The organism is Streptomyces sp. NPDC053426, assembly GCF_055585405.1.
Window position 1 is genome coordinate 177,726 of the sequence record NZ_JBVJKE010000007.1, and the last position, 12,498, is coordinate 190,223.

A 12,498-nucleotide genomic window follows, 5' to 3' on the forward strand; every position below is an offset into this window, starting at 1 on the left:
GTGGGAACATGGGACGAGTCACGGAACGACGCAAGGTGCTCCGCATCCGGGACGGAGCGGTGTCCAGCCGCCCGGACACACTCGTCGCCGAGGAACCCATGGAGATCCGCCTCAACGGCAAGCCCCTCGCCGTCACCATGCGCACACCGGGCGACGACTTCGCGCTGGCGGCCGGGTTCCTGGTGAGCGAGGGGGTCCTCGCGACCGCCTCCGACCTGCAGAGCGTCGTCTACTGCGCCGGGGCGACGGGTGGGGGAGGGTCGAACACCTACAACGTGGTCGACGTGAGGACGGCCCCCGGCGTGGTGATCCCGGACATCACGCTGGAACGCAACGTCTACACCACCTCCTCCTGCGGCCTGTGCGGCAAGGCCAGCCTGGACGCGGTGCGCACCACGGCCCGCCACCCCATCGCCGACACTCCCCCGCTGCGCGTGGAGCCGGAGCTGCTGGCGAGCCTGCCCGACCGGCTGCGCGCGTCCCAGCGGGTCTTCGACCGCACGGGCGGCCTGCACGCGGCGGCCCTGTTCGACGAGGACGGCGAGCTGCTCGACGTACGGGAGGACGTGGGCCGGCACAACGCGGTCGACAAGCTGGTCGGCCGTGCCCTGCAGAGCGGGAACCTGCCGCTGTCCCGGACGATCCTGCTGGTCTCCGGCCGGGCCTCGTTCGAGCTGGCGCAGAAGGCGGTCATGGCCGGCGTTCCGATGCTGGCGGCGGTCTCGGCGCCGTCCTCGCTGGCCGTGGACCTGGCGGCGGAGACGGGCCTGACCCTGGTGGGCTTCCTGCGGGGCGGTTCCATGAACGTGTACGCGGGTGAGGACCGTATCGCCCTGCGGGCCGCGGCCGCCCGGGGCTGACCGGTTCCTCCTCGCTGCACGGCGGCGGGGCCCCATCCGGCGGGGAGCGCCCCCTGCGCCGCGGGGTCCCGCCTCGGCGTGAGGCCCCCATGGACCCGGGCGGTCCGGTGCCCGGCCACGACGTGAACCTGCTGCGGGTGGCCGTACCGCTCAGCCGGAACGTGTCCCCGTACCGACCCCGGTCCGCGGACGTCCGGCTCGGTCCTGGACGGTGGCCTCCGGCTCCTCGACGGGGTCGTGCGAGCGGCGCCTGGCGATCACCGCGCACACCATCAGCTGCATCTGGTGGAACAGCATCAGCGGCAGCACGGCCAGCGAGGCCTGCGCCCCGAACAGCACGCTCGCCATGGGCAGCCCGGCGGCCAGCGACTTCTTCGAGCCGGCGAACTGGATCGCGACCCGGTCCTCCCGGCCGAACCGCAGCGCCTTGGCGCCGTACCAGGTCAGCAGCAGCATCACGGCGAGCAGGACGGCCTCGACGGCGAGCAGTCCACCGAGCCGGGCGGGGCTCACCCGGTGCCAGACGCCCTGCACCATGCCCTCGCTGAACGCGGTGTAGACGACGAGCAGGATCGAGCCGCGGTCGACCAGCCCCAGCACCTTCCGGTGCCGGGAGACGAATCCGCCGATCCAGCGGCGCAGCAACTGCCCGGCGACGAACGGCACCAGCAGCTGGAGCACGATCCTCACCACCGACCCGGCGGAGAACCCGCCCCCGCCGCCGCCCAGCAGCGTCGCCGCGAGCAGCGGGGTGACGACGATGCCGACCAGCGAGGAGAAGGAGCCGGCGCAGATCGCGGCGGGCACGTTGCCGCGGGCGATGGAGGTGAACGCGATCGACGACTGGATGGTGGACGGGACCAGGGTGAGGAAGAGCAGGCCCTGGTAGAGCGGGTCGGTCAGGAACACCGGGACGAGTCCGCGGGCGGCCAGGCCCAGCACCGGGAAGACGACGAAGGTGCAGGCCAGCACGGTGACGTGGAGCCGCCAGTGCTTCAGCCCGTCCAGGGCCTCGCGGGTGGAGAGCCGGGCGCCGTAGAGGAAGAACAGGAAGGCGATCGCGGCGGTGGAGGCGCCGGAGGCGATGTCCGCGCCGGTCCCCCGCGCGGGGAGCAGCGCGGCGAGGCCCACGGTCCCGAGCAGCAGCAGGACGTACGGGTCGATCGGCATCCAGTTCGGCCAACGCAGGCGTTTCACGGTGCTCCACTTGCTCCTGTGCTCGGTGCCCGGGTGTGCACGGGCGTCCCCTCCCCATCCTGCTCCCTCCCGCCGTGATCGGGAATCCGGTATACCGCTCTCACTGTCATCACGTTCCGCGATGACCGCCGCTACCCTGGCCGCATGTACGACCCGACGCGGTTGCGGACCTTCCTGTCGGTGGCGCAGACCCTGAGCTTCACGCAGGCGGCGCGGCGGCTCGGGCTGCGCCAGTCGACGGTGAGCCAGCACGTGCGGCGGCTGGAGGAGGCCACCGGGCGGCAGTTGTTCACGCGGGACACCCACTCGGTGGAGCTGACCGAGGACGGCGAGGCGATGCTCGGTTTCGCCCGGCGCATCCTGGACGTGCACGAGCAGGCGGCGCAGTTCTTCACCGGTACCCGGCCGCGCGGACGGCTGCGGTTCGGCGCGTCGGAGGACTTCGTGCTGACCCGGCTGCCGGAGATCCTGGAGCGGTTCCGGCACGAGCACCCGGAGGTCGATCTGGAGCTGACGGTCGAGCTGTCGGGCATCCTGCACGAGCGGCTGGCGGCGGGCCGGCTTGACCTGGTGCTGGCCAAGCGGCGGCCGGAGGATCCGCGGGGCGAGCTGGTCTGGCACGACGAGCTGGTGTGGATCGGCGCGCCGGGGCTGCGGCTGGACCCGAACCGTCCGGTGCCGTTGATCGTCTATCCACCGCCGGGCATCACCCGGGCCCTGGCCCTGCGGGCGCTGGAGCGGGAGGGCCGCCAGTGGCGCATCGTGTGCACCAGCGGCAGCCTCAACGGGCTGCTCGCGGCGGCCCGCGCCGGGCTCGGCGTGATGGTGCACTCGCGCGGGCTGATCCCGCCGGGGCTGGTGCGGATGCCGGAGCGGGCGGGGCTGCCGGAACCGGGCGAGGTGGACTTCGTGGTGGTGCACGGGCGGCGCCGTCCCTCCGCGCAGGGCGCGGCGGACGCGTTGGCGTCGGCGATCCTCGCGGGCGGCGACCGGCTGCACCGGGGCGGGCGGGGGTGACGTTCCGGGCGGCGCGCACGCTGGGACCGGTGGGGCCCGTACGACGCCCCAAGGGGCGGTCATGGGGTCGTACAGATTCGGTGGAGATTGCTCCACCGAAACTTACTCCTCGGTCAGGTTTCTGTCCGACCCTTCCCCATGTGAGCGCATTTTCCTCCCCTGACCAGCGCGGACGAGAGCTCCGCCCGGGTTTCGGCCCCCTCCCGCCCTCCGTCCGCGTGGGGTAGCTTTCACGGCGCCGTGCGGGACGAGGGCGTCGCCGCACCATTCCGGCGCCGAGGAGCGGAGGGCGGGAGTGCGCGAGTTCACCAACCCTCCGTCGGCCTTGGAGCCTCCGGTGGGCGGTCTGGCCGACGTGGTCTTCCGGTATGCCGAGGAGGACCCGTCGCGCGTCGCGCTCGGCCGCAAGGACGACACCGGCCGGTGGCGGGACGTGACCGGCGCGGAGTTCCGCGACGAGGTGCTCGCCCTCGCGAAGGGCCTCCTCGCGGGCGGCGTCCGGTTCGGCGACCGGGTCGCGATCATGTCCCGTACCCGGTACGAGTGGACGCTCTTCGACTTCGCGCTGTGGACGATCGGCGCGCAGGTCGTGCCCGTCTACCCCACGTCCTCCGCCGAGCAGTGCCTGTGGATGCTGTACGACGCGGAGGTGACGGCCGCGATCGTGGAGCACGAGGACCACGCGATGACGATCGCCACCGTCATCGACCGGCTGCCGCGGATGCGCCGGCTGTGGCAGCTCGACGCGGGCGCGGTGCAGGAGCTGTACGACGCGGGCGCGCACCTCGACGACGAGGTGGTGCACCGGCACCGGCAGGCGGTCACTCCCGACTCCGTCGCGACGATCATCTACACCTCGGGCACCACCGGCCGCCCCAAGGGCTGTGTGCTCTCGCACGGCAGCTTCATGTACGAGGCGGACACCGTCATCGAGCGCTGGGAGCCGGTGTTCCACTCCCGCCGGGGCGACGAGGCGGCGACACTGCTGTTCCTGCCGCTCGCGCACGTCTTCGGGCGGATGGTGGAGGTCGCGGCGATCCGCGGGAAGGTGAAGTTCGGCCATCAGCCGCAGCTGAACGCGGCGGCGCTGATGCCCGATCTGGCCGCGTTCCGGCCGACGTTCTTCCTGGCCGTGCCGTACATCTTCGAGAAGGTGTTCAACGCGGCGCGGCGCAAGGCGGAGCGGGAGGGCCGCTCGGGGCCGTTCGAGAAGGCCGTCGAGGTGGCCGTCAAGTACGCGGACGCGATGGAGGCGAGGGCCTGGGGCACCGGGCCCGGCCCGTCCGCGGCGCTGCGGATGCAGCACCAGCTCTTCGACAAGCTCGTCTACGCCAAGATCCGGGCGGCGATGGGCGGCAGGATCCGGCACGCCATGTCGGGCGGTTCGGCGATGGACCGCCGGCTCGGGCTGTTCTTCGCGGGCGCGGGCGTGCACGTCTACGAGGGGTACGGCCTCACGGAGTCGACGGCGGCGGCCACCGCCAACCCGCCCGAGCGCACCCGGTACGGGACGGTCGGGCAGCCCATCCCCGGGGTCACCGTGCACATCGCGGACGACGGCGAGATCTGGCTGCACGGCGACAACGTCTTCGACGGCTACCTCAACGACCCCGAGGCCACCGGCGAGGCCCTGCACGACGGCTGGCTGGCCACCGGCGACCTCGGCTCCCTCGACGAGGACGGCTATCTCACCATCACCGGCCGCAAGAAGGAGATCCTGGTGACCTCCGGCGGCAAGAGCGTCTCGCCGGGGGTGCTGGAGGAGCGGGTGCGGGACCATCCGCTGGTCAACCAGTGCGTCGTCGTCGGCAACGACCGGCCGTACGTCGCCGCGCTGGTCACCCTGGACCAGGAGGCCGTCGAGCACTGGCTGGCGATGCGCGGCAAGGCGCGGATGTCACCGGCCGAGCTGGTGCGCGACGCGGATCTGGAGACGGAGGTGCGGCGGGCCGTGGTCGCGGCGAACACCCTGGTCTCGCAGGCCGAGTCGATCCGTACGTTCCGGATCCTGGCGCAGCCGTTCACCGAGGAGCACGGGCTGCTCACGCCGTCGCTGAAACTGAAGCGGAGGGCGATCGAGAAGGCGTACGGGGCCGAGGTCGAGGCGCTCTACCAGGCATGAATTTCCCGGTCAGGAATGCGCCACGGGCCGTGATCGTTGACGATGGGGGTAACACCTGTAGTACCTGACCACAACCGAAGGATCGAGAGCTCGTGAGCAAGGTCCCCCCGATCATCCTGAACAACGGCGTCGAGATGCCCCAGCTGGGTTTCGGCGTCTGGCAGGTGCCGGACGCGGAGGCCGAGACGGCCGTGGCGACGGCGCTGGAGGCCGGCTACCGCAGCATCGACACCGCGGCGGCCTACGGCAACGAGGAGGGCACCGGACGGGCCCTCGCGAAGTCGGGCGTCCCGCGCGAGGACCTCTTCGTCACCACCAAGCTCTGGAACAGCGACCAGGGGTACGACTCCACCCTGCGGGCGTTCGACACGTCGCTGTCGAAGCTCGGTCTCGAGTACGTGGACCTGTACCTGATCCACTGGCCGACGCCCGCCCGGGACCGGTACGTCGACACGTACAAGGCGTTCGAGAAGCTGCTCGACGACGGCCGGGTCCGCGCCATCGGCGTGTCCAACTTCCTGCCGGAGTACCTGGAGCGGCTGATCGCCGAGACGTCGGTGATCCCGGCGGTCAACCAGATCGAGCTGCATCCGCATCTGCAGCAGCACGCCTCGCGCGAGTACCACGCGGAGCAGGGCATCGCGACGGAGGCGTGGTCGCCGCTCGGTTCCGGCAAGGGGATCCTGGAGATCCCGGCGATCGTGGCGATCGCGCAGAAGCACGGGCGTACGGCGGCACAGGTGGTGCTGCGCTGGCACCTTCAGCTGGGCAACGTCGTCATCCCGAAGTCGGTGACGCCGTCCCGGATCGCGGAGAACATCGACGTGTTCGGGTTCAGTCTGGACGCGGAGGACCTCGCCGCGATCAGTGCGCTGAACGAGGACCGGCGGATCGGGTCGCATCCGGCGGAGTTCAACGGGGGCTGACCGCAAGCGACGTCGGGGTGGGCCGGGGGTGGGTCGCGCGGCCCGGCGCTGACGGGGTGCCTCCCCCGCCGCCCACCCGTGCCGCCCTGGGGGTGCCTCCCAGGCCTTCAAGACACTGGGGGAGGCACGATTTGCCCGCGGAGACCGTCACACGGGGCGTGTCGCCGTGTGGACCGTGTGGGCCGACAGGACGAATACGTCCGGGCGGTGGTGGACGCTTGCCTTGTCGGCGGGGTCCAGGAGGCGGTCGAGGGTGGCGCGGTCGTCGGCGTCCAGGTCCTCACCGATGACCTCGCGGGTGCGGGTGAGGACGGTGATCACGTGGGCGCGGGCGCGGTCCGTGGCCGGGGCGGGGAGGTCGAGGAGGAAGGTGCGCGAGCGGGTGTGGCGCAGGCCGGCCGAGGTCAGCAGGGCCGGCCAGTCCTCGACGACGGCCACCGAGCCCGGCAGCTCTGCCCGCATCCGGCCGAACCGCTCCTCCTGCACCGCGTCGATGCGCGCCTGGAGACCGGGCCGGCCGAACCCGATGTCGCGGGGCAGGAACCGGGGAGGCAGTCCGCCCTCCATCACGGCCAGCGTGCCGCCGGGCGCCAGCCGCTCCGCGCAGGCGGCCAGCGCCGCGCCCTGGTCCCCGAGGTGGTGCACGCTGCGGCTGGCCCACAGCAGGTCGGCCGGGTAGTCCAGCTCGCCGAGCGCGTCGGGGAGTTCACCGGTGAGGGTGTCGAAACGGTCGCCGACGCCCTGGCGTCCGGCCCGGTCCCTGGCCCGCTCCAGCAGCGGTTCGCTGCCGTCGACGGCCAGGACCCGCGCGCCCGGGAAGGTCTCGGCGAACAGGCACGAGATGACGCCGGGGCCGCTGCCCGCGTCCACGATCAGTCCCGGTTCCGTCACCTCCTTCGCCAGCCAGTTCAGGGCCCGCTCGTAGAGCGGTGTGAACAGCTCCGCCTCGGATTCGAGCAGGGGGGCCATCTCGGCCCAGTCGATGTCGCCGTGGTCGTGCCCGTGCCCGTGCTTGTGCTTGTGGTCGTGCTTGTGGTCGTGGTCGTGCTTGTGGTCGTGGTCGTGCGCCATGGTGCTCAGCCTCTCCGCTCGGATGCCGCCAGAGTGCGACGGCGCACCGACGGAGGGCAAACGGCCTTGCCGTTCCCGCAAAAGGTGCCGTGCAAAGAGACGTGCGGCGGTCCGCCGGGGCAGGGCCCCGGCGGACCGGTGGTTCAGCCCGTCACGACAGCGGCGGGTACGCGTTCTTCATCAGCTCCTGGAACTGGGCGGAGAACCAGTGCCCGGAGATGGGGGCGTTGTCCAGCGCACCCGACATGTTGTTGTCGTTCCGCGGGTTGCCGGTGTACGTCGGGTCGCACATCCGGTCGAAGCCCTTGCCCTCGTCGTTGTCGATCGGCTCGCTCGCCCCGTCGGACTCGCCCGGAGGCTTCATCCAGACGTAGGCGTCGATCCCGGGCTCCGGGGAGGCCTGGGGCCGCTCACCGAGGCCGGCTCCCGACTGGTTGCACCAGTTGCCGGTGTTGAAGCGGCGGTCGTAGCGGCCGCCGTCGACGTAGGTGTCCACGCTGGTGGTGGCGCCGGGACCGGTGGGCCGGTTCGCGCCGCCCCAGCCGTTGCGGGAGGTGTCGATCAGCATGCCGATGTTCGAGTCGAAGCCGAGCGAGACCAGTTCCTCGCGCAGCGCCTGGGCGTACGACAGCTCGTCGACGTAACGGTTCCAGCTGACCCACTTGGACTCGCGCACCGACTTGCCGGCCACGTTGTCGTCGATGGAGAAGTGGTCCTCCTTCAGCGCGCTGTAGTTGGCCGTGTTGGCGATGAAGCCGTGCACGTCGGCGACGGTCGCGCCCTCGGCGGTCGCCGCCTGCTTGAACATCTGCGCGGAGGCGCCGAAGTTGTCGTCCCAGCCCAGCCAGCCGTGGTGGCCGGCGTCCACGTAGTTGTAGACGTTGGGGGCGTCGCCGAGCTTGTTCAGGGCGTAGCCGACGCCCTTCACGTAGTTGCCGTTGGCCTTCATGACGTCGCAGTTCTCGGTGACGGTGGGCCGCGGCGACACGTTGGTGACCAGGTTGGGCAGGGAGTCGATCTCGACCGTGGTGACGATCCGCAGTGAGGCGTACTTCGGGTCGGAGAGGATCTCCGCGATCGGGTCGATGTACTCCGTCTTGTAGCGGTCGATCTCCGTCGGGCCCAGCTCGCCGTTGGAGGCGAGGGCGGCGCAGTCACGGCCGGGCAGGTTGTAGATGACGAGCTGGACGACGAGCTCGCCGGAGCCCTTCTGGGTGAGGGCCTCGTCGAGGTGGTCGCGCAGGCCCATCTTGCCGTTGGCGCCGTTGATGGCGGCGATGCGGTCCAGCCAGACACCGGTGGGCTCGTCGGCGATGCGGCTGCCGCCCGGCTCGGCGGCGGCGTTCGCGGACCACTCGGGGTTCACGTACACCTGGGCGCCTTCATAGGGGTTGTTCACCCGGTCGCCCGGCTCCGGCGGGTCGGTCGGGTCCGGCGGGTCGGTGGGGCCGCCGGAGTCGACGTTGCAGGTCACACCGTCGAGGGTGAAGGTGGCGGGGACGGCGTTGCTGCCGCTGTAGGTGCCCTGGAAGCCGAAGGAGGTCGAACCCCCGGTGGCGAGGGTGCCGTTGTAGGACTCGTTGGCGGCGGTGACGTTCGCGCCGGACTGGCTCACCTTGGCGTTCCAGCCGCTGGTGACCCTCTGGTTGCCGGCGTAGGACCACTGCAGCGACCACGACGACTTGGCGGCGCTGTTGTTGGTGATCGTCACGGATGCGGTGAAGCCGGAGCCCCAGTCGTTCTGCACCTTGTAGTCCACGGTGCAGGGGACGGCGGCAGCCGCGCCGGGGGCGGCGGCGATCGCCGTCCCGGTGACGCCGGCGACCAGCGCCATGGCGGCGAGAAGCGCGGTTCTGGTGCGACTCATTGTGCGGGTTTCCTATCCGTAGGGGGCTGTCCTTCTTGGGCGCGCGCAGACGATCGCGCGGCCTGGTGCCTCACGGGTGGGGATGCCGTTCGGACCTGATGGGGGCAGGCCTGCGGTGCCGGCCGGGAGTCTCCGGGCAGCACGGACGACACATGGATCCCACGGGAACGAGCGACCCCGCGTCAGGTGCTCCACACGTGCACGGGGGTGGCTAAAAGTACTGAACGCGGGGGGTGGCGCATTGAGCGACTCCTTGCAGCTCGGACGCGTCGTGACGGACGCGTCGACTGATGGAACCGCTCCCACTGGTGTACATGAAGTTAGCGCCAAGTCACGGTGAAGAACAGAGGGGTCGCCGACTTTCACACAAGTTGAACCGTCGAATGTTTTCGATTCGCCACAAGCCTTGACCGCCCCCCACCCCATCCTCACTATGGGAGCGCTCCCACTGGTTCAAGGCTTGTCATGTCCGAGTCGCAGGAGGAACCAGCACCATGCATCCCCCACCCAGGAGACGCAGAGGCTTACGGCGGTCGCTGACGGCCGTCGCCGCTGCTCTCGCGCTTCCGCTGACGATGCTCTCGACCGGCTCGACTCCCGCTCAGGCGGCGGCCGTTCAGTGCAGCGTCGACTACAAGACGAACGACTGGGGTTCCGGATTCACCGTGGATCTGACCCTCACCAACCGCGGTTCGGACGCCATCGACGGCTGGACCCTGACGTACGACTACACGGGCAACCAGAAGCTTTCGAACGGTTGGAACGGCAGCTGGTCGCAGTCCGGCAAGACCGTCACCGTGGAGGACGCCGGGTACAACGCCCGGATCGCCGCCGGCGCCGCCGTCACGACCGGCGGCCAGTTCACCTACAGCGGCAGCAACGCCGCTCCCACGTCGTTCGCCATCAACGGCACCACCTGCGTCGGGGCCCACCAGCCGCCGATCACCGTGCTGACCAGCCCGGAGGCCGGCGCCGTCTACACGCAGGGCGAGACGGTCCCGCTCGCCGCCACCGCGGCGGCGGCCGACCAGGCCACCATCACCAAGGTGGAGTTCTACGACGACACCGAGCTGCTGGGCTCCGACACCAGCTCGCCCTTCGCGCTCTCCGTCGGCGGTTTGGCCGTGGGCAGCCATTCGCTGGTGGCGAAGGCGTACGACAGCATGGGCGCCTCCGCCGACTCGACCCCGGTCGGCATCACGGTCGCCTCGGGTCCCGCCGTGGTGGCCACGCCGTCCCAACTCGGCGTCCAGCAGGGCGAGTCGGGCTCGTACGAGGTGAAGCTGTCCAAGCAGCCGAGCTCGAACGTGACCGTCACCACGAGCCGGGCGAGCGGCAACTCGGGACTGTCGGTCTCCGCCGGCGGCTCGCTCACCTTCACGCCGTCGAACTGGAACACCGCGCAGGAGGTGACGATCGCCGCCGACTCCTCGGGCAGCGGCTCGGCGGTCTTCGAGTCCTCGGCACCCGGCCACGCCAAGGCGGCGGTCACGGTGACGCAGCTCGGCGCGGAGAAGACGTACGACGCGCGCTTCCTGGAGCTGTACGGGAAGATCACCGACCCGGCGAACGGCTACTTCTCGCCGGAGGGCATCCCGTACCACTCGGTCGAGACGCTGATCGTCGAGGCGCCGGACCACGGCCACGAGACCACCTCGGAGGCGTACAGCTACCTGCTGTGGCTGCAGGCGATGTACGGCAAGGTGACCGGTGACTGGTCGAGGTTCAACGAGGCCTGGGAGATCATGGAGAACTACATGATCCCGACCCACGCCGACCAGCCGACCAACTCCTTCTACAACGCCTCGAAGCCGGCGACGTACGCACCCGAGTACGACACCCCGAACGAGTACCCGTCGCAGCTCGACTCGGGCGTCTCGGTCGGCCCCGACCCGATCGCGGCCGAGCTGAAGTCCGCCTACGGCACCGACGACGTCTACGGCATGCACTGGATCCAGGACGTCGACAACGTGTACGGCTACGGCAACTCGCCCGGCAAGTGCGAGGCGGGTCCGTCGGACACCGGTCCGTCGTACATCAACACCTTCCAGCGCGGCCCGCAGGAGTCGGTGTGGGAGACCGTCCCGCAGCCCACCTGCGACGCCTTCAAGTACGGCGGCACCAACGGCTACCTGGACCTGTTCACCAAGGACGCCTCGTACGCCAAGCAGTGGAAGTTCACCAACGCCCCGGACGCCGACGCGCGTGCCGTGCAGGCCGCGTACTGGGCGGACCTGTGGGCCGGGGAGCAGGGCAAGGACGGTGAGATCGCCGAGACCGTCGCCAAGGCCGCCAAGATGGGCGACTACCTGCGCTACGCCATGTTCGACAAGTACTTCAAGAAGATCGGCAACTGCACCAGCCCGTCCTGCCCGGCCGGCACCGGCAAGGACGCCTCGCACTACCTGCTCTCCTGGTACTACGCCTGGGGCGGTGCCACCGACACCTCGGCGGGCTGGGCCTGGCGCATCGGCTCCAGCCACGCGCACGGCGGCTACCAGAACCCGCTGGCCGCGTACGCGCTCAGCTCCTACGACGACCTGAAGCCGAAGTCGGCGACGGGCGCGGCGGACTGGGCCAAGTCCCTCGACCGGCAGCTGGAGTTCTACCGCTGGCTGCAGTCCGACGAGGGTGCCATCGCGGGCGGCGCGACCAACAGCTGGGCGGGCCGGTACACCTCACCGCCGTCCGGGACGCCGACCTTCTACGGCATGTACTACGACGAGAAGCCGGTGTACCACGACCCGCCGTCCAACCAGTGGTTCGGCTTCCAGGCGTGGTCCATGGAGCGGGTCGCCGAGTACTACCAGCAGACCGGTGACGCCGACGCCAAGGTCGTCCTCGACAAGTGGGTCGACTGGGCGCTGTCGGAGACCACGGTCAACCCGGACGGCTCCTTCCGGATCCCGGCGACGCTGCAGTGGTCGGGCAAGCCCGACACCTGGAACGCGTCGTCGCCCGGCGCCAACAGCGGGCTGCACGTCACGGTCGCCGACTACACCAACGACGTCGGTGTGGCCGCGGCGTACGCCAAGACCCTGACGTACTACGCCGACCGCTCGGGCGACACGGAGGCGGCCTCGACCGCCAAGGCGCTCCTCGACGGCATGTGGGAGAACAACCAGGACGCGCTCGGCATCGCCGTCCCGGAGACCCGCGCCGACTACAACCGCTTCGACGACCCGATCCACGTCCCGAACGGCTGGACCGGCACCATGCCCAACGGCGACACGATCAACTCGTCGTCGACGTTCGAGTCGATCCGCTCCTTCTACCAGGACGACCCGGCGTGGTCGAAGATCGAGTCCTATCTGGCGGGCGGCGCCGCGCCCACCTTCACGTACCACCGGTTCTGGGCCCAGGCCGACATCGCCCTGGCCATGGGCTCGTACGCGGAGCTTCTCGAATAGCCCCCGCCGACGCTCCGCGTACCGGTTC

General features: G+C 70.5%; 8 protein-coding genes. 5 read left to right on the top strand and 3 right to left on the bottom strand.

The window, feature by feature from the left end; genetic code table 11:
• Positions 1–8 precede the first annotated feature (8 nt).
• On the top strand, positions 9–860 hold the full coding sequence (fdhD, locus tag ACZ62B_RS16480; protein ID WP_344558304.1) for a formate dehydrogenase accessory sulfurtransferase FdhD: 852 nt from the start codon (positions 9–11) through the stop codon (positions 858–860).
• 150 nt (positions 861–1,010) lie between these two features.
• Here the strand turns inward: fdhD and ACZ62B_RS16485 are convergent, their stop codons facing one another.
• Positions 1,011–2,030: a bile acid:sodium symporter family protein gene (locus tag ACZ62B_RS16485; RefSeq protein WP_344558912.1), complete on the bottom strand. Its 1,020-nt coding sequence runs from the start codon at positions 2,028–2,030 to the stop codon at positions 1,011–1,013.
• 171 nt (positions 2,031–2,201) lie between these two features.
• Here ACZ62B_RS16485 and ACZ62B_RS16490 point away from each other — a divergent pair, with 171 nt between their 5' ends.
• The 3 genes from ACZ62B_RS16490 to ACZ62B_RS16500 all read left to right on the top strand — a co-directional run bounded on the left by ACZ62B_RS16490 (position 2,202) and on the right by ACZ62B_RS16500 (position 6,122).
• Complete coding sequence (locus tag ACZ62B_RS16490) at positions 2,202–3,074, top strand: LysR substrate-binding domain-containing protein (protein WP_344558302.1); 873 nt, start codon at positions 2,202–2,204, stop codon at positions 3,072–3,074.
• 295 nt (positions 3,075–3,369) lie between these two features.
• The gene (locus ACZ62B_RS16495; RefSeq protein ID WP_344558300.1) at positions 3,370–5,196 is read left to right on the top strand and encodes an AMP-dependent synthetase/ligase; all 1,827 of its coding nucleotides are present in this window, start codon (positions 3,370–3,372) and stop codon (positions 5,194–5,196) included.
• A 134-nt stretch (positions 5,197–5,330) separates the two neighbouring features.
• A complete protein-coding gene (locus tag ACZ62B_RS16500; RefSeq protein WP_468878087.1) occupies positions 5,331–6,122 on the top strand; it encodes an aldo/keto reductase in 792 nt (263 codons plus the stop codon).
• Between the two features lie 147 nt (positions 6,123–6,269).
• Here ACZ62B_RS16500 and ACZ62B_RS16505 read toward each other — a convergent pair whose 3' ends face one another.
• Together ACZ62B_RS16505 and ACZ62B_RS16510 are read right to left on the bottom strand one after the other, a co-directional pair.
• Entirely contained in the window at positions 6,270–7,193 is a 924-nt protein-coding gene (locus ACZ62B_RS16505; RefSeq protein ID WP_468877762.1) for a class I SAM-dependent methyltransferase, read from the bottom strand.
• A gap of 151 nt (positions 7,194–7,344) precedes the next feature.
• The gene (locus ACZ62B_RS16510; RefSeq protein ID WP_468719027.1) at positions 7,345–9,060 is read right to left on the bottom strand and encodes a glycoside hydrolase family 6 protein; all 1,716 of its coding nucleotides are present in this window, start codon (positions 9,058–9,060) and stop codon (positions 7,345–7,347) included.
• Positions 9,061–9,554: 494 nt separating this feature from the next.
• On the opposite strand from ACZ62B_RS16510, the gene ACZ62B_RS16515 reads away from it, so the two are divergent.
• Positions 9,555–12,470, top strand: coding sequence for a glycoside hydrolase family 48 protein (locus ACZ62B_RS16515; RefSeq protein WP_344558294.1), 2,916 nt, complete (start codon positions 9,555–9,557; stop codon positions 12,468–12,470).
• Positions 12,471–12,498 lie beyond the last annotated feature (28 nt).